25 protein-coding genes and 7 pseudogenes are annotated in these 24,181 nt (G+C 69.6%); 14 read left to right on the top strand and 18 right to left on the bottom strand.

Going from position 1 to position 24,181, the window contains the following annotated elements; genetic code table 11:
* Positions 1 to 232 precede the first annotated feature (232 nt).
* Positions 233 to 3,787: an NB-ARC domain-containing protein gene (locus ACFY0T_RS42390; RefSeq protein ID WP_388883637.1), complete on the top strand. Its 3,555-nt coding sequence runs from the start codon at positions 233 to 235 to the stop codon at positions 3,785 to 3,787.
* A gap of 707 nt (positions 3,788 to 4,494) precedes the next feature.
* Here the strand turns inward: ACFY0T_RS42390 and ACFY0T_RS42395 are convergent.
* Positions 4,495 to 4,687, bottom strand: a pseudogene (locus tag ACFY0T_RS42395) (helix-turn-helix domain-containing protein); the annotation flags it as partial.
* A gap of 30 nt (positions 4,688 to 4,717) precedes the next feature.
* On the opposite strand from ACFY0T_RS42395, the gene ACFY0T_RS42400 reads away from it, so the two are divergent.
* The gene (locus tag ACFY0T_RS42400) at positions 4,718 to 4,960 is read left to right on the top strand and encodes a hypothetical protein (RefSeq protein ID WP_388883638.1); all 243 of its coding nucleotides are present in this window, start codon (positions 4,718 to 4,720) and stop codon (positions 4,958 to 4,960) included.
* Between the two features lie 65 nt (positions 4,961 to 5,025).
* Here ACFY0T_RS42400 and ACFY0T_RS42405 read toward each other — a convergent pair whose 3' ends face one another.
* From ACFY0T_RS42405 to ACFY0T_RS42415, 3 genes are all read right to left on the bottom strand, one after another.
* Positions 5,026 to 5,961 carry a CU044_5270 family protein gene (locus tag ACFY0T_RS42405; protein ID WP_388883640.1) on the bottom strand — a complete coding sequence of 312 codons (936 nt, stop codon included), beginning with the start codon at positions 5,959 to 5,961 and terminating at the stop codon, positions 5,026 to 5,028.
* A complete protein-coding gene (locus ACFY0T_RS42410; protein ID WP_388883642.1) occupies positions 5,954 to 6,607 on the bottom strand; it encodes an RNA polymerase sigma factor in 654 nt (217 codons plus the stop codon). The genes ACFY0T_RS42405 and ACFY0T_RS42410 overlap by 8 nt, the downstream gene beginning before the upstream one ends.
* Positions 6,608 to 7,312: 705 nt before the next feature.
* Complete coding sequence (locus ACFY0T_RS42415; RefSeq protein WP_388883644.1) at positions 7,313 to 7,450, bottom strand: hypothetical protein; 138 nt, start codon at positions 7,448 to 7,450, stop codon at positions 7,313 to 7,315.
* Positions 7,451 to 7,560: 110 nt separating this feature from the next.
* Here ACFY0T_RS42415 and ACFY0T_RS42420 point away from each other — a divergent pair.
* Positions 7,561 to 7,713, top strand: a pseudogene (locus ACFY0T_RS42420) (VOC family protein); the annotation flags it as partial.
* A 51-nt stretch (positions 7,714 to 7,764) separates the two neighbouring features.
* On the opposite strand, the gene ACFY0T_RS42425 reads toward ACFY0T_RS42420, so the two are convergent.
* Positions 7,765 to 8,226 (bottom strand): MarR family winged helix-turn-helix transcriptional regulator, encoded by a 462-nt coding sequence (locus ACFY0T_RS42425; protein WP_388883646.1) that lies wholly within the window; start codon positions 8,224 to 8,226, stop codon positions 7,765 to 7,767.
* A 94-nt stretch (positions 8,227 to 8,320) separates the two neighbouring features.
* Here ACFY0T_RS42425 and ACFY0T_RS42430 point away from each other — a divergent pair, with 94 nt between their 5' ends.
* Positions 8,321 to 8,692 carry a VOC family protein gene (locus ACFY0T_RS42430; RefSeq protein ID WP_388883648.1) on the top strand — a complete coding sequence of 124 codons (372 nt, stop codon included), beginning with the start codon at positions 8,321 to 8,323 and terminating at the stop codon, positions 8,690 to 8,692.
* A gap of 2 nt (positions 8,693 to 8,694) precedes the next feature.
* Positions 8,695 to 9,084 (top strand): hypothetical protein, encoded by a 390-nt coding sequence (locus ACFY0T_RS42435; protein WP_388883650.1) that lies wholly within the window; start codon positions 8,695 to 8,697, stop codon positions 9,082 to 9,084.
* Positions 9,085 to 9,408: 324 nt separating this feature from the next.
* Here the strand turns inward: ACFY0T_RS42435 and ACFY0T_RS42440 are convergent, their stop codons facing one another.
* The 4 genes from ACFY0T_RS42440 to ACFY0T_RS42455 all read right to left on the bottom strand — a co-directional run bounded on the left by ACFY0T_RS42440 (position 9,409) and on the right by ACFY0T_RS42455 (position 12,896).
* Positions 9,409 to 10,611 carry an IS110 family transposase gene (locus ACFY0T_RS42440; protein ID WP_388883652.1) on the bottom strand — a complete coding sequence of 401 codons (1,203 nt, stop codon included), beginning with the start codon at positions 10,609 to 10,611 and terminating at the stop codon, positions 9,409 to 9,411.
* Positions 10,612 to 10,820: 209 nt separating this feature from the next.
* Positions 10,821 to 11,174, bottom strand: coding sequence for a helix-turn-helix domain-containing protein (locus ACFY0T_RS42445; RefSeq protein ID WP_388883654.1), 354 nt, complete (start codon positions 11,172 to 11,174; stop codon positions 10,821 to 10,823).
* A gap of 169 nt (positions 11,175 to 11,343) precedes the next feature.
* On the bottom strand, positions 11,344 to 12,216 hold the full coding sequence (locus ACFY0T_RS42450) for a hypothetical protein (RefSeq protein ID WP_388883656.1): 873 nt from the start codon (positions 12,214 to 12,216) through the stop codon (positions 11,344 to 11,346).
* A gap of 77 nt (positions 12,217 to 12,293) precedes the next feature.
* Entirely contained in the window at positions 12,294 to 12,896 is a 603-nt protein-coding gene (locus tag ACFY0T_RS42455; protein ID WP_388883658.1) for a TetR/AcrR family transcriptional regulator, read from the bottom strand.
* A gap of 342 nt (positions 12,897 to 13,238) precedes the next feature.
* Here ACFY0T_RS42455 and ACFY0T_RS42460 point away from each other — a divergent pair.
* Positions 13,239 to 13,354, top strand: a pseudogene (locus tag ACFY0T_RS42460) (prepilin peptidase); the annotation flags it as partial.
* Positions 13,355 to 13,398: 44 nt separating this feature from the next.
* Here the strand turns inward: ACFY0T_RS42460 and ACFY0T_RS42465 are convergent.
* A pseudogene (locus ACFY0T_RS42465) lies at positions 13,399 to 13,704 on the bottom strand (DDE-type integrase/transposase/recombinase); the annotation flags it as partial.
* Between the two features lie 506 nt (positions 13,705 to 14,210).
* Here ACFY0T_RS42465 and ACFY0T_RS42470 point away from each other — a divergent pair.
* Positions 14,211 to 14,624 (top strand): hypothetical protein, encoded by a 414-nt coding sequence (locus ACFY0T_RS42470; protein WP_388883660.1) that lies wholly within the window; start codon positions 14,211 to 14,213, stop codon positions 14,622 to 14,624.
* Positions 14,625 to 14,718: 94 nt separating this feature from the next.
* On the opposite strand, the pseudogene ACFY0T_RS42475 reads toward ACFY0T_RS42470, so the two are convergent.
* From ACFY0T_RS42475 to ACFY0T_RS42500, 6 genes and pseudogenes are all read right to left on the bottom strand, one after another.
* Positions 14,719 to 15,255 (bottom strand): annotated as a pseudogene (locus ACFY0T_RS42475) (GNAT family N-acetyltransferase).
* A 193-nt stretch (positions 15,256 to 15,448) separates the two neighbouring features.
* Entirely contained in the window at positions 15,449 to 15,742 is a 294-nt protein-coding gene (locus tag ACFY0T_RS42480; RefSeq protein WP_388883662.1) for a ribosomal protein L7/L12, read from the bottom strand.
* Positions 15,743 to 15,793: 51 nt separating this feature from the next.
* Positions 15,794 to 16,633, bottom strand: a complete 840-nt coding sequence (locus tag ACFY0T_RS42485) for a hypothetical protein (RefSeq protein WP_388883664.1) — start codon at positions 16,631 to 16,633, stop codon at positions 15,794 to 15,796.
* 222 nt (positions 16,634 to 16,855) lie between these two features.
* Positions 16,856 to 17,149, bottom strand: a complete 294-nt coding sequence (locus tag ACFY0T_RS42490) for a DUF1330 domain-containing protein (RefSeq protein WP_060897481.1) — start codon at positions 17,147 to 17,149, stop codon at positions 16,856 to 16,858.
* A gap of 33 nt (positions 17,150 to 17,182) precedes the next feature.
* Positions 17,183 to 18,616: an MFS transporter gene (locus ACFY0T_RS42495; RefSeq protein WP_388883666.1), complete on the bottom strand. Its 1,434-nt coding sequence runs from the start codon at positions 18,614 to 18,616 to the stop codon at positions 17,183 to 17,185.
* A complete protein-coding gene (locus ACFY0T_RS42500; protein WP_388883813.1) occupies positions 18,613 to 18,975 on the bottom strand; it encodes a MarR family winged helix-turn-helix transcriptional regulator in 363 nt (120 codons plus the stop codon). The genes ACFY0T_RS42495 and ACFY0T_RS42500 overlap by 4 nt, the downstream gene beginning before the upstream one ends.
* A 489-nt stretch (positions 18,976 to 19,464) precedes the next feature.
* On the opposite strand from ACFY0T_RS42500, the gene ACFY0T_RS42505 reads away from it, so the two are divergent.
* Positions 19,465 to 19,842 carry a hypothetical protein gene (locus ACFY0T_RS42505; protein WP_388883668.1) on the top strand — a complete coding sequence of 126 codons (378 nt, stop codon included), beginning with the start codon at positions 19,465 to 19,467 and terminating at the stop codon, positions 19,840 to 19,842.
* Positions 19,843 to 20,185: 343 nt separating this feature from the next.
* Here the strand turns inward: ACFY0T_RS42505 and ACFY0T_RS42510 are convergent, their stop codons facing one another.
* Positions 20,186 to 20,488, bottom strand: coding sequence for a hypothetical protein (locus tag ACFY0T_RS42510; RefSeq protein ID WP_388883670.1), 303 nt, complete (start codon positions 20,486 to 20,488; stop codon positions 20,186 to 20,188).
* Positions 20,489 to 20,751: 263 nt separating this feature from the next.
* Between ACFY0T_RS42510 and ACFY0T_RS42515 the strand changes: the two are divergent.
* The 3 genes and pseudogenes from ACFY0T_RS42515 to ACFY0T_RS42525 all read left to right on the top strand — a co-directional run.
* Positions 20,752 to 20,923, top strand: a pseudogene (locus ACFY0T_RS42515) (DUF6420 family protein); the annotation flags it as partial.
* Between the two features lie 115 nt (positions 20,924 to 21,038).
* Positions 21,039 to 21,134 (top strand): hypothetical protein, encoded by a 96-nt coding sequence (locus tag ACFY0T_RS42520; RefSeq protein ID WP_388883672.1) that lies wholly within the window; start codon positions 21,039 to 21,041, stop codon positions 21,132 to 21,134.
* Between the two features lie 110 nt (positions 21,135 to 21,244).
* Positions 21,245 to 21,688: a hypothetical protein gene (locus ACFY0T_RS42525; protein WP_388883815.1), complete on the top strand. Its 444-nt coding sequence runs from the start codon at positions 21,245 to 21,247 to the stop codon at positions 21,686 to 21,688.
* A gap of 11 nt (positions 21,689 to 21,699) precedes the next feature.
* Here ACFY0T_RS42525 and ACFY0T_RS42530 read toward each other — a convergent pair.
* A pseudogene (locus ACFY0T_RS42530) lies at positions 21,700 to 22,260 on the bottom strand (IS481 family transposase); the annotation flags it as partial.
* 163 nt (positions 22,261 to 22,423) lie between these two features.
* Here ACFY0T_RS42530 and ACFY0T_RS42535 point away from each other — a divergent pair.
* The 3 genes from ACFY0T_RS42535 to ACFY0T_RS42545 all read left to right on the top strand — a co-directional run bounded on the left by ACFY0T_RS42535 (position 22,424) and on the right by ACFY0T_RS42545 (position 24,171).
* Positions 22,424 to 23,098, top strand: a complete 675-nt coding sequence (locus ACFY0T_RS42535) for a hypothetical protein (protein WP_388883674.1) — start codon at positions 22,424 to 22,426, stop codon at positions 23,096 to 23,098.
* Positions 23,099 to 23,287: 189 nt separating this feature from the next.
* The gene (locus ACFY0T_RS42540; protein ID WP_388883676.1) at positions 23,288 to 23,833 is read left to right on the top strand and encodes a hypothetical protein; all 546 of its coding nucleotides are present in this window, start codon (positions 23,288 to 23,290) and stop codon (positions 23,831 to 23,833) included.
* Positions 23,834 to 23,979: 146 nt separating this feature from the next.
* Positions 23,980 to 24,171: a hypothetical protein gene (locus ACFY0T_RS42545; RefSeq protein WP_388883678.1), complete on the top strand. Its 192-nt coding sequence runs from the start codon at positions 23,980 to 23,982 to the stop codon at positions 24,169 to 24,171.
* Positions 24,172 to 24,181 lie beyond the last annotated feature (10 nt).

Consider the following 24,181-nt stretch of genomic DNA (forward strand, 5'->3'; position numbering starts at 1 on the left):
GGTCCGCCAAGACCGCCCCTGACACGCCATCAGCCAACTACACTCCGGACGACGCCTCTGACCAGGCCAGATAGCGAAACGCTGCTGGAGTACTAAGCCCGTATGTCCCAGCAACCGACAGCCAAGCAGCCCGTCTCGGTACGGGAGGAGGTTTCGGTGTTCCGAACGGACGCCCGCTTTCGTCCACTGGCCGGTGGCATGGAGCGGATGCGGTGATTTTCTGCGGAGCGGCATGCACCGCTCGGTGACGCTCGGTACTTTTCTGATGACGGCAGGGTGCGGCCGTTGGGGGTTTCCGCGCCGCCGTGGCGAAGGCTGGTTCGGGGTGGCGCGCAGGTGGTCCGGGCAGGGCACGGCGGCGGGGGCGTCTACGCTGCTGGCCTTTGGCGCGGGCGTGTTGGCCAATGTGGCTACGTCACAGTGGACCTGGTCGGTGGGCACCGCTCTGTTGGTGCTGGTCGTGGTGTGGGTCGGGGTCGAGGTCTGGCGTGCGGGCCGCGGGTCGGCGTACCGCGGCGGGCACGGTCGGGCTGGCGAGCCCATTACGCGTCTGCGGCCGTGGATGGCGCCGCCGCTGGAGCGGATGGTGGAACGGCCGGAGCTGACGGGGCAGTTGGCGTCCGCGCTGCTGGCGCCCGAGCCGACCGAGGTGGCGATGACCACGGGGCTGCGCGGGGCGGGAGGGTTCGGCAAGACGACGCTTGCGTCCTGGATGTGTCACCGGCCGGAGCTGCAGGTGCGCTATCCGGGCGGGCTTTTGTGGGTGACGCTCGGCCAGGAGGTGCGCGGCGCGGATCTGGCGGAGCGGGCCAATGACCTTGCCTGCGCGCTGAGTGGTCGGCGGCCGTCCCTGGCCGACCCGGATGCCGCCGGCGCGGAGCTGGGCCGCCTGCTCGACGAGCAGCAGGAGCCGGTGCTGCTGGTGATCGACGACGTGTGGCAGGAGGCGCAGCTGCGACCGTTCCGCTTCGGCGGGCGCCGCTGCACCCGCCTGGTCACCACCCGCATCCCCGACCTGTTGCCGGTCGACGGGCAGCACATCGTGGTGGACGCCATGTCAACGGAGCAGGCACGGCGGCTGGTTGCCGACGGAGTGCCGGGGCTGGCGGTCGAGACCGCAGAGCAGTTGGCCCGGGTAGCGGGCCGGTGGCCGGTGCTGCTGAACCTGCTCAATGGTGTCCTGCGCCGACAGGTGGAGCGTGGCCAACTAGCCCAGGAGGCGGCCGAGCAGGTGCGGGAGACGCTGATGGCCGACGGGCCGGGTGCGTTCGATCCGGCGCGCCCGGCCGAGCGCAGCCGAGCGGTGGCCGCCACCGTCGAGGCCAGTCTGGCGCTGCTCACCCCGCAAGACCGGTGCCACTACCTGGATTTGGCGATCTTCCCCGAAGACGTCGACATCCCCCTGGACGTGCTCGGCCTGCTGTGGCCGGGCACCCGAGTGGAGCGACTGTGCGACGACCTGACCGCTCTGGGGCTGGTCGCCGACTACCGGCTCGATGCACCCGGGCCGCGCCTGGTGGTGCACGATGTGCTCCGCGCGTACCTGCGCACCCGTCACGGCGCCGACGAGCGAGCCGCGGTGCACCGGCGGCTGACCACCGCTGCCTCCGCACTACTGGCTCCCCATACAGAGGACGCCAGGCCGCGGCCGTGGTGGACCCTGCGGACCGACGTCGCTTACCTGTGGCGCTATCTGCCGTGGCACCTGGCCGCCGCTGGCGAGGATGAGGAGCTGGCCACCGTGGTGGGGGACTTGCGGTGGGTGGAGGCCAAGACCCGCCAGCTCGGCTCGGTGGTGGGGGCCGTGGCCGACCTGGCGCTTGTGGCCACATCCACCGCCGAGAGGCTGCGGGGGGTACTGGAGCAGGCCGCACCTCTGCTCGGCCCGATCGACCCGCCTGAAGCGCTGGGCGCGACGCTGGCCAGCCGGCTCCACGGCTTGCCCGGGCTGGCCACGGTCCTGCAGCGCTACCAGGCCACCCTGGCCCGGCCCCGGCTGGAGCCCGCTTGGCCCCTGCCCGACCAGATCGACCCGGCCCAGCCCCATCCGACCGGGCATATCGGCGGGGTGACTGGCTGCGCATTCTCTCCCGACGGCAGCCTGCTGGCCACCACCAGCGACGACGACACGGCGCGGCTGTGGTGCGTTGCCGACGGCCGTGAACGAGCCGTGCTGACCGGCCATGCCGGTGGCGTGTGGTCCTGCGCGTTCTCCCCGGACGGCAGCCTGCTGGCCACCACCAGCGACGACAAGACGGCGCGGCTGTGGTGCGTTGCCAACGGCACCACGCATACGGTGCTGGCCGGGCATACCGACTGGGTGCACAGCTGCGCGTTCTCCCCGGACGGTGCCCTGTTGGCCACGACCAGCCAGGACGGGACGGCGCGGCTGTGGCGGGTGGCCGACGGCGCCGAGCAGGCGGTGCTGGCCGGGCACACCGGCGGGGTGCGCGGCTGCGCGTTCTCCCCGGACGGTGGCCTGCTGGCCACGACCAGCCAGGACGGGACGGCGCGGCTGTGGCGGGTGGCCGACGGCGCCGAGCAGGCGGTGCTGGCCGGGCACACCGGCGGGGCCTGGTGCTGTGCCCTCTCCCCGGACGGGGCCCTGCTGGCAACCGCCAGCGACGACGGAAGGGTGCGGTTGTGGCGTGTCGCCGACAGCAGCGAATATGCGACGCTACCCGGCCACACCGACCGGGTGTGGGACTGCGCGTTCTCCCCGGACGGCACGCTGCTGGCGGCAACCAGCCAGAGGACGGTGCGGCTGTGGCAGGTCGCCACTGGTGCCGAACATGCGGTACTCACCGGCCACGTTACCTGGGTGTGGGGCTGCGCGTTCTCTCCCGACGGGGCCCTGCTGGCCACCGCAGGCAACGACCAGACCGCCCGGCTGTGGCAGGTCACCGACGGCACCATGCGGGCGGTGCTGGCCGGCCGCACCAACCGGATGAACGGCTGCGCATTCTCTCCCGACGGCGCCCTGCTCGCCACCACCGGCGACGACGGGACGGCGCGACTGCAGCAGGTTGCCGACGGCAGCCAGCAGCAGACACTGACCGGCCACAGCAGCCGGGTCAACGGCTGCGCGTTCTCCCCGGACGGTGCCCTGTTGGCCACGACCAGCCAGGACGGGACGGTGCGGCTGTGGCGGATTGCCGACGGTACCGAGCAGGCGGTACTGACCGGCCACACCGACGTGGTGATCGGCTGCGCGTTTTCTCCGGATGGCGTTCTGCTCGCTACCGCTGGCAGCGATCGGACGGTGCGGCTGTGGCGGATTGCCGACGGTACCGACCAGGCGGTACTGACCGGCCACAGTGGCCGGATAACCAGTTGCCCGTTCTCTCCGGATGGCGCTCTGCTCGCCACTGCCAGCAGCGACCGGACGGTGCGGCTGTGGCGGGTTACCGATGGCACCGAACAGGCGGCGCTGACCGGCCACACCGACCAGGTCAACGGTTGCGCGTTTTCTCCGGATGGCGCTCTGCTCGCCACCACCAGCGACGATCGGACGGTGCGGCTGTGGCGGGTTACCCATGGCACCGAGCAGGCGGTACTGACCGGCCACACCAGCTGGGTGGAGAAGTGCGCGTTCTCCCCAGATGGTGCGTTGCTGGCCACCGCCAGCAACGACGGAACCGTGCGGCTATGGCAGATTGCTGATGGTCAATGCCACTGTGCTCTCCGGGTTGCAGGCCCTGTGCTCGGGATCACCTGGCATCCCGGCGGCACCATGCTCTGTACCGTCGGCGGAGCCGGCGTGTACACGCTGGCCTATCTGCCGTAAACCCGGCAGGGTGTATCTCCTATGGGTCCGGCTCGTTTCGAGTGACTGGCTGAGCTGGGCTTTTGTGTGAGTGGGCTGGTGGTGGGTTCGGGACGATCTCACCCATGACCAGCTGGAGGGCCTCCTCGAAGTGCGGGGGCGTGACCTGGTGCGACAGCTTCTGCAGGATCATCTCGACCTGCGTGCGCTGCGTGAACACCAGGCCGTCTCGGTGCGCCGGCCGCACGTGATCGGCCCCGACGGTCTTCGCCGGCCACGCCTGGAGACGGGCCACCAGCGCCTGCTGGCCACGGTGTTCGGCACGGTGACGGTCAGCCGGTGCGCCTGGCGGCGGCTGGACGCGGTCAACGTGCACCCTGCCGATGCGGTCCTGTCGCTGCCGCGGGGCCGGCACTCGCACGGACTGGCCCCGCGAGGCGGTGCGCGAAGCGACCCGCGTCTCTTACGACGCGGCACGGGAGGCGATCTGGCGCCGGTGCGGCCCGGTGCTCGGCAAGCGCCAGATGGCCAAGCTTCTCGTCGGCGCCGCCCGCGACATCGACGCCTTCTACGACGCGTGCGCCATTGCACCCTCAAGCCCGCAGAGCAGCCCCAGGCTCCCACCGAAGCCCCCGGTGTTGCCAGAACTCACAGACATCGCCCTCTGGCGAAACCGTGCGTTCCCCGCTCTGAGCGACAAGTGGTGTCAGCTCCCACGTACAAAACCATTCCGGTGGCCGCGGCTCGGTCTTGCCGGACTCCCAGCCGCTGACGGTTGCCCGCCGCACGTTCAGGGCGGCGGCCACCTCATCCAGCGTCAGGCCGTGCGCGTGACGCAGCCGCTTGCGCTCCGCTGGCGGCGGCAGCCGGGAGGCGGGACGTGACCAGCGCATCGATCCGGTCGAACAACTCGGACGCCATCACCGTGTCGACGTCGGGTGCGCTCTCCCCGTGACCGGCCGCGCAGGCCCCGGGACAGGAGCCCAGCTCGCCCCACCCACCATCGGCTCGTGCGCCGACACCGTGCAGTCCGAGGCTTCCCGCCGTCGTCTGCTCGGCTCCCTCGCCGACACGGGAACCCGCTTGCTGGGCACCCCCTTCCCGCCGCCCACAGCCGACCTCGTGATCACCCGCGGGGACGCCTACCGGCTCTCGCCGGTCCCGTCGGCTCGGTGCGACGTGACCGGGCAGTAGGGCCCAGCCTGCCCGGCCGGATGGTGCATACCGTCTGTGGTCGGCCTTGTGTGTGGTCATGCCCGCTAGGGGTGCTGGCCGATGCGGTCGACCACACCGACCTGTCGCAGGCTTCTCGTCTCGCGGTACCAGCCGAACCGCCGCAGGTGGCCGTGCACGTATTCGCTGCTGCTGCCCCTGAGACGCATGCCCAGGTAGTCGAAGGTGCGGCGGTCGAAGAGGAAGGTGAAATCGACCTTGGGGTACGACACTCCCACCGCGTGCCGGCCCAGCACGTCCACCTCGTCGTAGTCCGGCCTGACCCCGGGGATCTTCGCGAGCGCCTCGAACGCGGCGGCCTGCAGCCCCGGTGGCATCACCCGTGGTCCCTGCATGAACAGACACGCCTCCCAGAACGCCATGGAGTCCGCCTGAGGCGAGCTCTTCCCGCCGAGCCGGAACGCGTCGAGGAGCTTGTCCGGGTCCGTCGGCATGGTGGCGAGCTTGGAGTAGACGGTGGGCGGCCACCGCACCTCGTGCTTGGTCAGGGGAGGGTCGTGGTGGACCTTTCCGTGCTCCTGGCGCCAGGAGGGCTTGGTGCCGTCCACCGACATCCAGCTCTCGTCCGTCCAGGTGCGGGTCCTGCCGCCCTTGACATATGTCCGCTCGATGTAGGTCTTGGTGTAGAAGTACTGGTTGTCGCGCGGTACGGGGAGTCGGCTGCCGTCGGCCCGCGACCTGTCCGCGGCCTTGTGGAGCACCTGAGCCGCGCTGAGAGGGGTGATCCGCGGCGCGTCGGTGTCCTTGCCCTCCCGCATGGTCGCGATGACGGCGCCCGCCGTCATCGCGGCGGCCGTGCCCGCGAGCGCACCGCGCAGCGCGAGCCGGCGGGGCATACCGCCCGCCACCGTCCGGCGGCGCTCCTGGACGATGGCCCGCTGCAGCCTGGTACGGGCGGCGGCGCGCGCCTCGTCGGTGAGCGGGGGAGTGCCGGCGTCCCATACGGCGGTGAGGTCATCCATGATCGGTCTCCTTGTGTGCGTCGTGCAGGACAGCGGGATGTGACGCGCTCAGCGCCTGGCGCAGCTTGCTGCGGGCCCTGTGCAGGCGTGAGCGCACCGTGCCCACGGGTATGCCCAGGGCCTGCGCCGCCTCCTTGTAGTCGAGATCGCCACAGGTGATCACCAGGAATACGTCGCGGTGACGGGCGGGAAGCCGGCCCAGCGCCCCGGCGAGTGCGGCGCGGGAGCTTTCGGCACTGACCTTGTCGGCGATCCGGTCCGCCAGGGGCTCGCCGTCGTCGCCCTCGTCGGCTACCAGCGAGGTGACGCGGGACAGCGCGCGCAGACGGCGGGCCTCGGTCCGCCGGTGCCGGCCGACCAGGTTGGTGGCGATCCCGTACAACCACGGCCGCGCGTGCGGCTGGGACAGGTCGTAGCAGCGGCGGCGCTGGAAGGCGATGACGAAGGTCTCCGCCATGAGATCGTCGGCCACGTCGGCGCCGAGCCGTCTGGCCACGTACCGGTGGATGTCGTCGGCGTACCGTTCGAACAGCCCGGCGAAGGCGTCAGGCTCCGCCCAGGACCGTTCGATGACCGAGGCGTCGGAGTCACCGGCGCTTTCCGGGCCGGTCGCGTGGCGGATTCCCACACTCGGTGAGACCGTCACTGGTCGCCTCTTCGGTTCATGAACTCCCCTTGAAGTCGCGGGCATCGTCACCTGCTGTTCGCCACTGCCCGCATTCGGGTTCCGATTTCGGGAGTGTCGTAGGTCACGGCGGACGGATCAAGGGAGTGGGCGGCCACTCGGCAGGCACGGCGCGGCATGGTTTTCTGAGGTCACGATGGTCCTCGAGACCGGATACGGTGAGAGTGATCAGCGGATCTCAAAGCAATCTCACGCACGGCCACGGCCGGTGGTGTGAACCGCTCCGGGTGTGACGGAGGCTCGGGCCTGCCCCTGAGCTCTGTGGGGGCGGGATAGCTGATGTCACGCTGCAGGTGCTGCGCGCATCATGAGTCTGGCCCTTGACGAAGCGCCGCAGCAGTCGGCGGTCGGCTCACAGTTGTCCGTCAGGGCGGTGACGGAGAATGAGGGTCGTCGTCCACGATGGCCGCCAGCTCGCGTGTGAGAGCACGCAGCGGCAGCCGGGGCTGTCAGTTCCCAGTTCTCTCTGGGGAGTGTCGGTCTGAAACTGACGCTCTGCCAACACTTCAGTGTCCGCCCGGCACTTCACCACTGCAGGGACATCGCCTCTTGGCCCAGCCGCAGCCTCCGTCCCGCGCATGTGTGGGCAGGGGATGGCGTTTTCGGGCAGGAACGTGGCGCCGCAAGCCGGGCCACCGCCACGGCCAGGATGGCGGCGAAGCCGAGTTACTGACCGATGGCGATGCGGCGGGTGGCGCCCTTGTGGCCGGCGCCCTGGGCGAAGAACAGGGCCAGGACGAGGATGTCGTCGATGTTGGTGACGGCGAACAGGCCCGCCGCCTGGCCGATGATGCCGAGGTTCACGACCGCACCGCCGCGATCGGATGGGGACGAGGCCGGGCTGGCGCACCTATGCTCGCGGCATGGCATGCCGAATCAGCGAACTCGTCATCGACGCGGAAGGCCCTGGCTGACTGGCCGCATTCTGGTGCGATGTCCTCGGCTACGTCGAGCTGGCTCGAGAAGGTGACGGCAGCATCGAAATCGGCCCGCCCGACGTCGGATTCGGCGGAGCACAGCCAACCCTCGTCTTCAACGCGGGCCGCAACCCCCGGCTCGGGAAGCTCCGTCGCTGCCGGCACGTCACGCTGCTGGGTTCTCACCGAAGGACCAGGCGGTCACTCGTCGAGGGCCTCGGTCATGGTGGCAAGGTCGGCGAGGAGAGCCGTCAGGCGCCGTGCGGGGATGGATTTGATCATGCGTTCTTCGATGGCGTAGACGGCGCTGCGGGCTGCGTGCAGGCGCTGCTGTCCGGCGGGGGTGAGGTGGACGGGCAGGGCGCGGCCGTGGTCGGTGGTGGCCGGCCGGGTGATGAGGCCGGCGTCTTTGAGGCCGCGCAGGACGACGTTGGCCGACTGCCGGGTGACGAAGGTGCCGCGGGCCAGGTCGGCGTTGGACAGGCCGGGCTTGACGTCGAGGAGTTCGAGGCAGGAGTACTGCGGGACGGTGAGGTCGTGCTCGCGCAGGGCCTGGTCCATGGCGCTGCGCAGGGCGGCTGAGGCGCGTTTGAGGCGGTATCCCACGTGCTCGGTGACGTCCTTGGCTGGGTGGGGCGAGGGCACGGGAGCGCGGTCTTCCATGTCAGCATTTTGACATGCGCAAGAACCGGTACCTAGAGTCGGGTATGTCAAAGTCCTGACATAGATGCCCTGGCATCCCAGCCCTGGAGGAACCATGCCCGCCACCGTCGAAGGCCCCGATTTCATCGCTCTGCAGGTGAAGGACCTGCCTGCCGCAGCCGCCTTCTTCGAGGAGCACCTTGGGCTGCGCCGGGCCCCCGCCTCGCCGCCCGGCGCGGTCGTGTTCACCACCAGCCCCATCCCGTTCGCCGTCCGCGAGCCGCTGCCGGGCGTCGACCTGGACGGCGCCGCGCGCCCCGGTCTGGGCGTGGCGCTGTGGCTGCGCACCACGGACGCCAGCGCGCTGCGCGAGCAGCTCGTGGAGGCAGGCACGGAAGACGTCACCCCGCTGCAGGACAGCCCGTTCGGGCCGATGTTCTCCTTCACCGGCCCCGAGGGCTACCGGCTCACCGTGCACGGAGGCTGACCGTGAAGGCCGTCGTCCTCACTCCCCGCGGCCCGTTCTCCCTCGCGGCGAGCCTGCGCTTCCTGGAGGGGTTCACTCCCGCCCGCTACGAGGGAGGCCACGACGGGGTGCTCCGGCTGGCGTTCCCCTCGGACGGCGGCCGCTTCACCGCCACCGCCACCGTGAGGCAAGAGCCGTCCCCGGACGGCACCGGCGCGGTGCGCGCCCTCCTTCTGGCCCTGGCCTGTGCCGGGCCGAACGGCCGGGCACGGGAGAGCGGGTGGGGATGTCGGAGCAGGGTGAAGCGCTCGGGCGGGAGCCGGGCCGGGACGGCGCGCTGCTCGGCGAGCAGGCGGGCGCTGCGTCGGCGCGGATGTCCTCGGTGGCGGGCGGGGCGAGCAGGGGCCGGTTGAGGTAGGCGGCGACCTCGGCGGTGTGCATCGCCGTCTCGGCGTGGTCCAGGGCCTCGATGAGGATTTTGGGTAGTGCGGGACCGGGAAGGCCTGGTTGTGGCGACTGCCGAGCTGGGTGAGGTGAGGATGGATGCAAGCGACCGGCAGTTGAGTGCGGCCCCAGGACTGGAGGGCCCGCGTGTTCAGGAGTCGCGTGCAAGTGGTGCACGCTCATCGCACACGAGCGCAGTTCCGGACGTGCCACCGCTCGTATTCCTCGGACGTCATCGCTCACGCCTTGGGCGTTAGCCGGATCCGTGGGGGGGGGTGCCTCTATGTCTTTCGTCAAGCGAGGCGTGGGGTTCTGGGTTCGTAGAAGGTGCCGTCGCGGAGCATCGCGAACAGCACGCTGATGCGGTGGCGGGCCGGACGGAGAAGAGCCTGTGTGTGGGTCTTCCCGCGGGCCCGGCATCGGTCGTAGTAGGTGCGGGAGGCGGGGTCGTGCAGGGCGGCGAACGCGGACAGGAACATCGCCCGCTTGAGTTGCCGGTTGCCGCCTCTGGGCGCGTGTTCGCCGTGGATCGAGGTTCCCGACGACCTTGTTGTCGGGGCGAGGCCGGCGTAGGAGGCCAGGTGAGCGGCGGTGGGGAAGCTGGAGCCGTCGCCGACGGTGACCAGCAAGGTGGCGGCGGTCCTGACCGCGACCCCCGGAATCGAGGTCAGGACCTTCGAAAGAGGGTGCTCCTCCAGCAGGGCTGCGATCTGGGCCTCCAGAGCCCGGCGCTGTTCGTGAACGGCGGCGAGCGAGCGGGCCAGGGACGGGATCACGATGTCGAGCGTGCCGGTGCCCGGGACCACGACGGTCTGTTCATCGAGCGCGTCGAAGACCTCGTCGATCAGCCGCTGTGCCATGCGTGGGGCCTTGGGCCGGATCACCTCAACCAGCCTGCGACGACCGGCCTTTCGCAGCGCGGCCGGGGAACCGTAGCGTTCCAGCAGCCAGGTCACGGCCTGGTGGTCCAGACGCGGCCCGAGCACACGCTCCAGCGAGGGGTGGAACTGGGTGAGCAGGCCGCGTATCCGGTTGGAAGTGCGGGTGGCCTCGGCCGCCAGGTCCTGGTCGAAGCCCACCAGAACGGTCAGCTCGGCGGTGATCTCGTCGGTCAGCTCCAAAGAGCGCAGGGTGTGCGGCATCGTGCGGGCGGCGTCCGCGATCACCGCGGCGTCCTTCGCGTCGGTCTTCGCCTCGCCCGGATACAGGTCGGCGATCCGCCGCATGGCAAGACCTGGCAGGTAGGCGACCTTGCAGCCCGCGTCCCGGGCGACCGTGAGCGGGAGGGCTCCGATGGAGGCAGGCTGGTCCACGATCACCAGCACGGTGCCGAACTTCGCCGTGAGCTTGTCGAACACGGCCCGCAGCTTGGGCTCGCTGTTGGGCAGCTGCTTGTCGAAGACCTTCTTGCCGGCCGGAGTCAGCCCGTGTCCGTGATGGGCGCTCTTGCCGACGTCCAGGCCGAGGAAGACGCCCACGTCGTCGATGTCGTACAACCCGTCCTCCTGAACAGGGCTCGTGCGGTGCTGGCCGGGGCGATGGCGCCGTACGCGCGCATCCACGTTATGCAGACCTGCCGCCCACAAGCGGCCGGGCATTGCACCTGGCCAGGCGGTAGTCGGACCTCTCATCAGCGTCTCCAACGGCACCCCTCGGGCCCGGTGACACCACCCCCCCAGGTCATGCCTTCGACAGGGGGGAACAGTCATGCCGGGCCCGGAGGCCAGCGGCCCTCTTGCAGGACCGCGAAGAAGATAACGGGGGGGCGGCGGGCGGCCAGGTTGGCCGGCGCCTCCTCGCCGACGGCCCGACGGGCCGGGAGGTTCTGGGCCGAAGTGGCGATCAGGTCGGTGGGCGTGCAGTCGAGGATGTCGCAGAGGGTGGCCGGCACCGGCAGGGACAGCCGTTCCGGGGTGCCGGAGACCAGGCGGTGGACCTGGGAGGAGGACAGCGTGATGCCGCGTTCGGTCAGGTGCGGCATCAGCTGGGCGACGGTGAACATGCCGCGGGCGGCCATCAGCTCGCGCAGGCGCCACCGGTAGCTGATCTGGCGTGGCATCAGGAGGTCCTTCCCGGCCGCAGAGCGGCCTCGATGGTGGCGTCCAGGACGCGACGCAGGGAGCGGGTGCGGAAGTTGGATGAGACTGCAGGTGGAGATCGCGGTGGTGGACGCGTGGGCATGGCCGAATTTCCGGCATGTCGTGACACTGGGGATCCTTCCAACGCCGTCAGCCGGCCGACGGCACGTGCCGCGGGCGGCCGCTGTGCGCGTCGGGCAGGGCCAGCAGCCCGAAGGCGCGGTGGGCCGCACCCGTCCCACGCCGGACGACGGCCACGGCGATGAGGGCCGCCGCGGCGGGTACGCCGAGCCACCAGTCCAGCAGATGGATCAGAACACTTGAGGCGACGGCGCTGCCGAGCGCCACTCCGAAGACGGCACCCAGCACCGCGAGCACGATGCGGACGTGCCCGGGTGCCGCACTGCTGCCCGGCTCACGCTCGCCCGACCCGAGCCAGGAGACCATCGCTGCCAGCATCACGGGTACGAGGACAGCTCCCATCCCGTACAGCGTCAGCGCGACCGGCGAAGACAGCCAGTCGCCGACGCGGGACAGGACCTGCCCGAAGCCCGGGTGTTCCGGCCAGGCCGCGAAGTTCTTCCGGTCGGCCGAGAAGAACCGCTGGTACCCGCGCCCGTCCCAGCCGTGGACCAGGATGAAGAACATCCCGAGGTAGCCCACTCCGGCCTGGAGGAAGGCTGCGTACACGCGGCCGGCCGCGATCAGCCGCGCAGCGACCCAGTATCCGAGCAGGCCCTGGCTCACGTTGGTTGCGGCGAACAGGGCGACCAGCCAGGCGGGCAGCGCTTCGTGCCCACGGGCCACCTGCATCGTCTCCCAGTCCGGGAAGCCCCAGAGCAGCCATACGCCGCTGGGTGCGAACAGCACCGAGCAGTACAGGACGGTGCCCATCAGGTACGGGTCCGACCACCGAAGGACGCGGCGGCGGGGCGAACCGGGACTGCTGACGAGCCGATACGCGGCGGCGGTCGCGAAGCTTGCCCCGATGCCGTACGACCAGAAGACGTCGACCTGGACCATCGTGCTCTCCCATCCGGAATGACACGTCATTCCGCTTCGAAGGCAGAAGAAATGAACGGTCCTTGCGGGCCTGCGGCTCAGGAGGAGCCGAGGCCGTCGAACATGAGGGTTTCCACCGTGTGGATCCACGGCTGACGCATGCCGGCGGGGTCCTGCACGTGCAGCAGGCGTACGGCTCCGGTCACGATCATCCCGTTCACCGCGAGCCCGACCACATGGGCGTCCAGATCGCGACGCAGAAAGCCACGGTCCTGGCCGTTGCGGATGAACGCGGCGGTGTACGCGGCTGCCGCCTCCATGGCCTGGCCCGCGAGGTCGGGCTCGGCGCGGTCGATGGCTATCGCGTCGTAGAACAGAATGCGGCCCAACTCCGGTTCCGCAACGACGAGCTCGAACAACTTGTGGCCGATCCGCCTGACCTGCTCCCGGTACTGCGACAGGGTCTCCGAGGAGCCGGGGTCTTCGTCGGACAGCGCGTCCGTTATCCGGCCGAGCGCTCGCGACACCACGCTCCGCGCGATGTCCTCCTTGTTCTTGAAGTAACGGTAGAACGTGCCGTGTCCGGCGCCGAGCTCCCGCGCGATGTCGGAGATACCGGTCGCGTGGTAGCCGCGTTCGGCGAATACCTTTCCGGCGGCGCGCAGGATAGCGTCCCGCTTGTCGACCACACCTCCGGGCACGGAGTTCCCCTCACGTCAGCGGAAAGCGGAATGACGTGTCATTCTCGAACTGGCCACCGGCCGCCGTCAATAGACCCGACTCCGTCCGCTGGGCGAGGAAGCCGAAGCGGATGGCGTGATAGGGCCTTACTCCACACCGGAGGGCACGCGTGTGGCCTGGTGGTAGTACATCCGCCGCGGTGGCGGGTCTGGCCGCGTAGGCCGGTCTCCGCGGCTCGCAGGTCAAGGACTCGTGGTGGGTGTAGATCATGCCCTTCTTCAGAAAGCCGGTGTCATCGACGATCAGGACGGCGGCCCGGTCTCCGAGGTGTTCGACGACGTAGTCGCGTCCTCATCAGCTAGGGCTTTGGGTTCGGCGACGTGAAACTCGCCCTCGTCCTGGGCGCTTTCCGGGCTGGTACGGCTGGGCCATTGTCCTGATCGGGACCTTCGCCGGGTACCTGCTCGGCGCGCTGTACGACTTGAGTCGTGTTGATGGTTGAGCGCTTGGTCCCCGACAGACTCGGCAGGCGGCCCGCAGCGCGTCAGCGACCAGCTCGGTGCGCAAGTGGTCGGAGGTGGCCCAGCCGATGACGCGGCGGGAGGAAATGTCGATGACGGTGGCCAGATACAGCCAGCCCTCGTCGGTTGGGATGTAAGTGATGTCGCCGCACCAGCGCGCGTCCAGGCCTGCCTGATCGGGCTGGAAGTCCCGCAGAACCAGGTCCGGGCGGGTGGCCGCGTTCGGGTCCGGGATCGTGGTGCGGGTGCGCCGTCTGCGGTAGCGGCCTGCTACTGGTCGTCGCCATCGTCTACACAGCCACCTCAGAAGAGCCTCCGCGCCCCGACGAACAGACGCTCGTCTGCAACGACGGGGACGTCCAGCCGCCGAGCTTGCACCGCGAAGGTTGCCTGCACCACGGAGGCCTCGACCACACGGAGGACGGGCGCCGCTACTGTAACGGCATCATGGGGCCATGGAGTCGCTCAACATCCGGCCCGGCCACCTCACCGCCCACCAGGCCGCGCAGCAGCTCGCCATCAGCCTCGACGGCGTCCGCAAGCTCGTCCAGCGCGGCCAGCTCACCCGATCCGGCGGCAGCCCCCGCAGCCCTGGTACGCCGTCCAGGACACCGCCACCCTCGCCACCAAACGCGGGCAGGCCACGGCCGCTTGACCACAGGTCAGGCGCGTGTCACGATCCCGGTCACCTGTGCCCTCAACCGGCACCAAAGACGCACGACGAAGCCCCAGTTACGGTCCCCCCGGCTGGCGCTTCGTCGTGTCTGACTGGTGGATGATGTCCCCTCAGCAACAACATCCCAGGGGGGGATCATGCGCACCCGCATCACCATCGCGGCCGTAACCGCCGCGCTCGCAGTCACGCTCGTCGGCTGCACCGGCGAAGACGGCAGTGCCGACAAGGCCGCGCCCACCAAGGCCAGCACGCCGAAGGCATCGAAGTCCGTGGACTACAGCGACGCAGAGAAGGCAGCCGGCATCCCGGCCAAGCCCGACGCCGCCAAGCGAGCCCAACTCATCAGAGCCCTCAGCGCCATCGACCCCACCCTCGTCACCGACGAGGACAAGGCCGTCGACAACGCGCGCAACCAGTGCTCAACCATCAAGGGGGGCGGCAACGCCGACATGACCGCCAAGGCCCGCTTCTCCACCAGCGACCACAAGGTCACAGACGAAGAGGCCAGGAAGATCAACATCGCCGTGTCGAGTGTGCTCTGCCCAAACTGACGCACACAGATGTCCCAGCCGGGGCTGCCGCTCTCCCACCCCAGGTCCACTCGTAAGCCGAGCACCGGACGGAACGAGCCTGGGGCGGGAGCGGCTATCCCACCCCAGCCGGTGACATCAATCTGCCGAACCACTGCTCGGCGCCGTAGTCCTCAAACCGCTCTACCTCGATGAACCCCAGCTTCGCCGCGAGGCGCATCGAGCGGACGTTGGCGGTCTGGGTGGCGAGCACCACCGGCTCGCCAGGAAGCGCGCCGGCGAACCAGCCGAGTGCAGCCGCGCACGCCTCGGCGGCATACCCGCATCCCCACGCCTCCGGCAGGAACAGGTAACCGAGCTCGGCCGCCCCCGGCAGCCTGACGAATGTGCCCCGTGTCTCTGGTGAGCGTGATCTGGCCGATCATTGCTCCGTCGAGATCGACTATAAAAAGGCCGGGGCGCCGGCTGGGCGCCCCGGCATCGCGCGCTCGAGCTCGTCACGCGGTCGAGGGCCACCAAGGTAGGTGCCCACTTCTGGCGAGGCCAGCAGCTCGATGACCGCCGCACGGTCCCGAGCCTCGGGCTCACGGAGCACGAGCCTCTCGGTCTTGATCGGGGCAGGTGGCCAGGCGACGGGTCCAAGATCAGTCATGCCGGCCAGCCAATCAGCAGGCTCGGCAGCTATCAACCCACCGGCCCGGGCCCCACCCTCACCGACCTCCGACCTAGGACCGCAGCAGCACGGAAGGCCGAGCGGGGACATGGCCTGATATCCCCGACGCCCCAGGGAGGTGGGGAATTACGGGCTCTGGCGGGGATCTTGTGGCCATCAGGGCGCCGGGGCCCTACTGGCTCGCTTCGGCATGAGCGCTGGCACCGACTGCGCGGAGTTCGGCCACCATGGCGGTGGCGACTTCTTCCGGCACCTTTTCGAGGATGCTCGTCGGAAGTTTGCTGATGAGGGACTTGCAGTGCCACAAGCTCAACCCGGTTTGCCTGTGAAGTAGTTTCACGATCTCGATGGCCCGGGGGCCAGCGTCAGTCAGGACTACTGTGTGCGGCAGGTCGTCGCAGATCAGCAAGAACGATTCACTCACCGTGTCCGATCCCCCTATCAACCCGCAGATGGCCTGCAGCATATGGCGAGGCTCAGCGATCACGTGCTGAGGAGGATGCGTCTGCGGAGCAGATCAAGGTTGGCCCGCCCGTAGCCCATGCGCTTGAGGAATGGCTCTGGTCACGTGGCCTTCGACCTGGCCGGAGCTCCAGTGCGTGGACAGGCCGGCGGTGACGGCGTCCAGGTCTCGCTTCATGCCGTTGACCAGGGAGTGGAGAGCGGGCAGGTCGTCTGCGAGGACGCGGTCCATCCATGCGGGCAGTTCCTCGCCTCTCAGATCGCGCATCATGTCGGCGAAGTCGCGGACGTGGCGTGCGGTGGCGTCGAGGTGTGGGCAGGCGGTCCGGATCTCTTTGAGCTCGGCCGCGTCGGTCTCGGCGAGGTGTCCGGGGTTGGTCATGATCCAGCGGGCGACGCGCCGGGGTTTCGGGGCGGGCCGCAGCTCGGGAGCGGGTGCGGGCGGGTTCTTCGGCTTGGGGCTGTGCGGCTTTTTGAAGGGGCGGAAGTAGCGGCGGACGCACTGGATGTCTCCGGTGAAGCCGCGTGCGCGCAGTTCGCGGTGCAGCTGCGGGATGTCGTGGCAGCCCTCGCGCCAGCGCCTGTGCAGGTAGGGCTTGTGTTCGTCCAGGATCGATGCCCGGTTGGTGGCTTTGACCAGCAGTTCGTCGAGGCTCTGTGCGCGGGCGAAGCGCCGTATGGTCGCGTGGTCCAGCCGCAGCTGGCGGCCGATCGCGGCCAGGGACTTGCCCTCGGACAGCAGCTGCTGCAGCGACGGCCCGTGCCACCCGCTTGGGGGCTTCGGAGGCCGCGACGGACTCCACGCACAGAGCCGTCGCTTTCCCCTGGGCCGCTGCTCGCTTTCGGATCTGGTCGCACGGCACGGTGCTCTTGGCGTGCTTACGCGGCTGTACAACCTGCGGTCTGTCGATTGAGCTGGATTCCGGTGTCGGCGAAACGGCTGCCGCACGTGCGGAGTTAGCCGCGATGTCGGCCGAGGCTACGGCCGCGCTGCTTCCGCTCGCGGTGAGGGCAAGCGCGGATATCGCCATGAGGACTCGTCTGAGTCGCACGTCTTTTCCCCTGCCTGACGTGTCGGCGCGCACTGAGCTTCAGTGAAGATCCGACTGGACCTCGGTCAGTCGATGCCTTCGACGATGCGGAAGTCGCGCTCGACGCCGTCGGAGAGGGCGACCAGCGCCTCCTGGTAGGCCGCACTCTCGTGCGCCGCGACGGCCTGCTCGAAGCTGTCGAACTCGATCAGGACGGTGCGCTCGGCGATTCCGGCGTCATGCGCCACGACCCGACCGCCACGGACGAAGGTCCGACCGCCCCCGGCCTTGACGGCCGGAGCGGCCAGCTTGTTGTAAGCAGCCAGCTTCTCAGGGTCTGAAATGGTGCGGTAGACGCTGACCCAGTAGCCCTTGGGCATGGAACCTCCAGTGTTGGGATGAGTGCATCTGACTTACGGGTTGGTCTCGGACGAGCGTCGGCGGGCGAGAGCGAGGCTTGTCAGCGTCGTGATCGCCATGGCGCCGATGCCGACCAGCGCCGCGGTGGTGTAGGCGCTGTCGTCGGGGAAGAGGTGGCCGGGGCCGGTGCCCGCGGCGAGGATCAGGCCGCCGATGGCGCTGCCCAGGGAGTACCCGACGCTGCGGACGACGTAGTTGAAGCTCATGGCGCTCGACGTCTCGCTCTTGGGGGTGACGGCCAGGATGACGCCGGGCATCGCGGCCGAGAAGCCGCCGACGCCGAAGCCGAGCACGCCCATCGTCGCGAACAGTTCGGCCAGGTCCGACCGGGCCGCCGCGAACAGGGCGAACCCGCCGCCGACCACGACGGCGCTGCCGGCCAGGAGCAGGGGGTCGGCGATCCGCGTCCGGACCCGCGGCGTGAGCTTGCCGGCGACGAACCCCAGCACCGAGAACGGGATGAGGACCAGCCCGGCGACGAAGGTCGTCAGCCCGAAGCCGTAGCCGGCGCCGTGCGGCGTCTGCGCGTACCGGGTGATGAGCGTGAGCAGGAGGTACATGCCGATCCCGCCGACGAACATGGCGAGGTTCGCCCCGGCGACCGCCGGGTGCCGCACCGCCCGCACATCGACCAGGGGCGTCGTGCTGCGCAGCTCGATGACGGCCCAGACGCAGAGCAGCACCACCGCGACGACGGCGAGGCCCGCCGCCACGGCGAGGTGCCGGCTCCACAGATTCCGTTCGCCGGCGAGGAACAGCACCAGGAGCAGCGCAGCGGCCAGGACGACCGCGCCTGCCACGTCCACGTGGGCGGAGCGGCCTTCGGGGGCTTCGGGCATGGAGCGCCACGCGGTCAGGAGGGCGGCGGCGGTGACGACCAGGCCGAGGCCGTAGGCGGCCCGTACCCCGCCGAGCTCGGCGAGCAGTGCGGCCAGCGGGTAGCCGACGCCGGCCCCGATGATCGAGACCACCGAGATCAGGGCGATCACGGCCGCGCTGCGCTCCTCGGGGAGGTGGTCCCGGGCCACGCCCATCATCAGCGCCGTCAGCCCGAGCCCGACGCCCTGGGCCGCCCTGCCGGCCAGCAGCCACGCGAACGGCAGCGGCAGCACGGTGAGCGCGCTGCCGGCGACGACGAGCGCCAGCGTGGCGAGGATCGTGGCCCGCCGGTGCGGGCCGGCTCCGAGCCGGCCCAGGACCGGCGTGGCGACGGCGCCGCTGAGCAGCGCGACGGTCAGCGTCCACTGCGCGCTGCCGAGCGAGACGTGGAACGAGGTCGCCACGCTGGTGATGAGCGGCGTCCCGAGGCTGGCGACCGCCGCCACGACCAGAGCGATGAACATCAGGGCGGGGACCAGCAGCCGCGCCTCGGAACGCGCCACCGGGAACGCCTTCACCGCGACCCCGCCGACCGGCTGCCCGGTCACTGCTTCAGCCCTTCGCGGTCCTGGCTTTCGAGTTCTGCCAGATGCTTCAGCGCCGGAAGGGCCGCCACCAGCGCCTCGACCTCGTCGCCGGTGAGCTCGCCGATCAACCGCTCGAACGCGTGGACGCCCGCCTGGCGCCGCGTCCGGACATAGGAGGCGCCGGCCTCGGTCAGGCACACCAGCGTGACCCGCTTGTCGGACGCGTCGCCCCGCCGCTCGACCAGGCCGGACTCCTCCAGCACCCGGACCAGGGCGGTCATCGCGGGCTGGGTGACGCCCTCGACCGCGGCCAGATCGGTGATGCGCCGCGGGCCGGTCCGGTCCAGGGTGGCCAGGGTGGCGGCGGACGTCAGGCTCATGTCCCGGGGCAGGCGTCTCGCGGCCCTGGTGGCCAGGCCGTAGAGGGCTGCCCCGATGGCGGCGGACGCGCCAGGAGCGGTGTCTTGACGACTCATGCTCGAAGCATAGCAATTTTATATTCATAGTTTATGGAAATGGTCGACTGGCGCGGGCGGCCTCGATCCGCACCCGCGACGGCGGCCGGCCATCGCGCTCGGTGCGCGGCCGGAACCTGCCGCGCCCGTCGACCAGGAAGTGCTCGTCCAGCACCTCCGGCGCGTGGTGGGCCATGGCCGTCTCAGTGCCCGGCGATAGCATGGCGGCCCGCGCGCCCGCCCACGGCGTTCCAGCAGTACCTCGACAAACGAGGACTGCCCCGGCCCCTGTGGTGGAGGCAGGGTAAATGACCCCGAACCTCAAGATTCCCGACAGAGTCGCTCACTGGTCATGTGCGCACAACATGCAGCTGGATGTGGACACTTGCCGCACCCAGCCCGGCGAATCGGATCATGGACCCCACGGAGGAGTCAAAGGATCTGCACAGGGATCAGCCATCGATGTGCGTGCTGGCCGGAACGGGCGCGACCTCACAGGAGATCCGCGGCTTGCGCAGGCAATTGGCCCCGCAGAGGGTGGCGTCCGGCGACGGGGTGCAGCCGACAGCGCAACGGAGTAAGGCGTTTAAGGAGTACTCGCGGGTGGCTCCGCCCGGGCGAGTCACTGCGGCAGCGATGCCCGACTCGCAGATTGCAAGCCAGGTGCTCCACCTCGGGAAGCGTTCCGGAAGCTGTCAGGAGCACCGGGTGATCTGGCGCGGCCCTTACATCAAGGGGCCGTCCGACGCGCCGCTGATGGTGGGGGAGAAGGCCTACCTCGTGGACAAGTAGCCCTACCCCGGGGCGGATAGGCCACGGGCCCTCCCCGTCCTACGGCGTGTGTGCTCCTTCGCGCGGGACCCCGCGCGGTGTGGTGACGATCGGGTGGGGCAGCATCTGCTCAGCTCCTGCCTGCTCGTGACGGGTCATCATGCGCTCCGCTGTCCGCGTCGCATCGTCCGTAGTGCTTGCCACGCTCTTCGTGGCGGCGTGTTCATCCGTCTCGCTCGGGGGGCTTGCCGGCGTCCCCGAGCGGAACGCTGGCGGCGGGCCAGTCAGGAACCGGCACTGCGGGCGGAACGTCCGGGCGGGCGATCGCCGTGGGGCCCGGTCCGGAGAGAATGCGCTCGGGTAATTACACGTCCCGGCGCCTCTCGCCAGCCCTTTGCAGCCATTGCTTGGCTGCGACGCTGTTCTGCTGGGCGACCCAAGAGTCGAAGTCCTCAAGCAGGTATGCCGACTTGACCGGCTTGAGCCGAATCTGTGGGCGCTCGTCCATCCACCAGATCTCGAAGTCAGTCACGGTGCCCTCTTCCGGCCATCGGGCTGGGTCGCGCGGGAGGAGGAGGACATCGACGAAGCCGCCTACAGGGAGCCCCAGATCAACAAAGATGCCGATGGCACCGAGCTTGGGAACGCGTACGACGGTCCCGGTCAAGCACTCGCCGATCCGCAGTCGAGATCGCAGTTGCTCCCATGGTCCATCAACAGGCATCCCGCCATCCTGCCCGATCGGATCTATGGCTGCAGATCCTCGTGGAGTCCTTCGATTCTGCGACTCAGTCCAGCGTGGGCTCCTCCTACCTCCACCGGGCTCCAGCCCGGGTGTTCCTCTGAGGTTGCGGCAAGGAATTGGGGATATCGCGCGCACATCACAGGGGGAGTGGCCTGGGGACGATCTGGCCCGCGTCGGTGCGCGGGATGTGGTTTTGCTCGCGGAGGAAGGCGCGAGCTGCCAACAGCACGTGCTGCTCAGAGGCGCTGGCGCCGCGTGGTCCGTACATCGCGTACGACGGGCTCCCGCTGCTGCACGCGACGGAGACCGACCTGCCGCTCCTGCGCCCGTACGGCCGCCTTCAAGCAACTCGCGCTCGCCGCCGAGGGACGCTGCCTTCAGGCGGGCTGCAAGCACTCCGCTCGGTTCTCCCCCGGCAACGTCTACTTGCGGCTTCGAGGTCCGGCGCGGCTCCATCGAGCTGCCCACCTTCGTGCCCGCGCTACTCGCGATCGAACTCGGCGACTTCGGGCCGGCCGGCCGCCTCGCCGACGTGACCGTGGCCGACGTCGCCGAGCCCTCCCGGTAGGGCGCCAATCATCAATCGCCACTACCCTGTCGCGTCTCGGGTGAGGCTTGACGGTTCGGCGTCAGGTGATGCTTGACGTCTGACCTAGACATCGTGGCTTACTGTCTGCCATGGTGGACCGTTTCCCTGAGATCACCTCCGTGGAGGAGTTCATCCGGCTGCGGGAGAGTGAGGAACCGGCCGAGTACAACCGTTCTGCGTGGGCAACCTTGCCACTGGCAGTCTGGTGGGACCTGGTGCGTAACCATCCCGACATGCGTTTCTGGGCCGCGCATAACAGAACGGTGCCGTCGGAGATTCTGGCCGAGCTGATTAAGGATTCCGACTGGCGAGTCCGAGACCGGGTGGCCAGCAAGCGCAACTGCCCGCCTGAGCTGCTGGAACGGCTGGTCGACGATCCGCATGACGCCGTGCGGAGGCTCGTTGCAGGCCATCCACGCTCGCCGCGGTCGACAGTTGCGCGTTTGGTTGATGACCCGTGGCCCGTCATTGCGCAGGAAGCCCGCGCCCGGCTGGCCGACTGGCCGTCCGCGGAGTCGTCCGAGCCTTCCTGACGCGGCGGGCACGCGATCTTCCGGCGGTTGTGTTCGCCGACTTGCGGACCACCACCTCCTTCCTGGTGACGCGAGGGACGGTGAGCTCCTGGCCGTCGAAGACGCGGATGACGTCCTCAGCCAGGTGGGCGGTGACGACCTGGTGGGCATAGCCACGGCCGAGCTGGATGCGTTGTCCGGCGACCATGAAGCTGCCAACGCTGCTGACGGTCCGCTCGGCGATCTGCTCGGCGGGCGGAGGCAGCTGCGGCGGCGGTCCGGCCGGAGGGGCATCACGCAGGCGGCCACAGGCAGCCGCCGACAGCGGAGAGGACAAGCAGAACCCTCTGTTCGTCGAGGACCTGCAGCACTCGACCGTCCAGCCGGAAGGTGACCCGTTGTCCGGCGAACGGCCAGCCGATCAGGACCTTGTCTCCGCCCAGGCCGAGGTATCCGACCGCGTTGACGGTGCGGTCTACCTCCACCACCCCTCCGGTGGGATCGGCCGGCCCGGGATCATCCAGCCACGGCCCCGCCGGACCAGGTTCCCGCCCGCCAGCAGGGGCCTTCGGATCCCAGCCGGTCATCATCGAGAGCGCCCGTTGCGACTGATGGTGGGCGAGCAGGCTAATCCCGAGCGGATAGGCCACGGCCGCTCCTCGTCCTATGGGGTGTGTGCTCCGTCCGCGCGGTGTGGTGACGATCGGGTGGGTCAGCATCTGCTCAGCCATTGCCTGCTCGTGAGTGAGGGTCGTCATGCGTTCCGCTGCCCGCGCCGCGTCGTCCGTACTGCTGACCGCACTGTGTGTGGCAGGGTGCTCCTCTGCCTCGATCGGTGGCTCGGCCGTATCTCCGAGCGGGGCGCCGGCGGCGGGCCCGTCAGGAACCGGCACTGCGGGCGGAACGTCCGGGCGGGCGATCGCCGTGGGGGCCGGGCCGCAGGAGACGTACACGGTGCAGCAGCAGCCGGATGCGGGCAGCTGCCACTACCGGTACGAAAAGGGGGAGCCGCTGGAGGATCCGAAGTGCACGCCCGGCGCGATCTCCCCGGCCGTCACCCAGGCGAACCTGAAGACCACGATCTGCCGCAAGGGCGGCTACACCTCCGAGATCCGGCCGCCCACCTCGGTCACCGGCAAGGAGAAGGAGTTGAACGCCGTCACCTACGGCTACACCAGGCCCCCGGGGGATGCCGAGTACGACCACCTGGTCAGTCTGCAGCTCGGCGGCGACCCCAACGACCCGCGGAACCTGTGGGTCGAGCCGCCGGATCCCGGCCACAAGTCGGGGACCGGGGTCAACAACAAGAAGGACCCAGTGGAGACGAAGCTGCACACCGCGGTCTGCTCCGGCAAGGTCACCCTCGCCGCCGCACAGCAGGCCATCGTCACCGACTGGACCACGGCACTCAGCAGACTTGGACTCGCCTGAACGGGCAACGCGGGGCAGCGGAATCAGCTCTGATCATCAGCGCGCCAACGATTTCGGCGGGCGGCTGAGCGGGGGGCCTGCTCGGCAGGCTGGTCCAGCTGCTGCCGGCGGAGACGCTGTTCGTTTCGGAGATCGTCGACCGCTCCGACGGCTGGGCTGGTTGTCAGTGCTCGTTCCTAGGATCACGGCATGTCTGATGCCTTCACCGTCTTGTGGACCCATGACACCTGCCGTGCCCTGCGCAAGACGGGCCGCGTGGGCGAGCGGCCGCCGGTCGCCTTCAGCGGCGTCCATTCCTCCCTGCCCGCCTGGTCGGGTGCCCGTGTTGGGGACGAGGTGTACGCGCTGCACGTCAACCGGCGCGTCGTGTCCGTGGTGAGCCGGATGCGAGTGATCGACATGGAGCGGGGTGACTGCTGCGGCACCGCCCCCGCGACGTGGCAGGACCCGGCGTTTCCCGGGCACGGCGACTGGTCGATGCTCGGCGCCGGCGGCTGCGGCGCTGCGGCAGTGCACGTGGACGCGACGCCCGTACGCTTCGATACACCGATCCCCGGCGATCTTCTGGCGAGGCTTACCTGGCGTAACCGCCGAGGCCAGACCCGCGGCCTGAAATACGTGGTGGACGGCCGTCTCGAACGCTCGGCCAGTCTCCAGGGGTTCTACCGCCTGACCCCCGAGTCCGCCGACGAGTTGGCGGAGGTCGTCGGCAATGCCGTGCGAACGGTCGCATGACACGGGGGCACAGCTTCTGTCAGGGCGCGGAAGGTGGTCGGTCGGCGAATGGCTTGCGGTTCGCGCTTCCTCCGAACAGCCGGTGCTCGGCCCTGGTTCACTTGCCCGCTTGTGGCCCGTACCACTGAAGCGCCCACAGGGCCCAGTTGGTCATCGCCGTCAGGCAGACGGCGGTGCTGGGCAACGTGGAGTCGGAAGAGCCGCTGATGCTTCCCATGGAGGCGATCGAGCTGGACGTCTTCCGCCGTCGGCACGAGCCCGACACGTTCTGGTGCGGGCTCCTGCTGGGCGGCTGCGGCAACCAGTTGACGACGAAGCTGTACACCGACCTTCTCTGAACTTGCGGGG

This window comes from Streptomyces sp. NPDC001530, assembly GCF_042894545.1.
GTDB lineage: Bacteria > Actinomycetota > Actinomycetes > Streptomycetales > Streptomycetaceae > Streptomyces.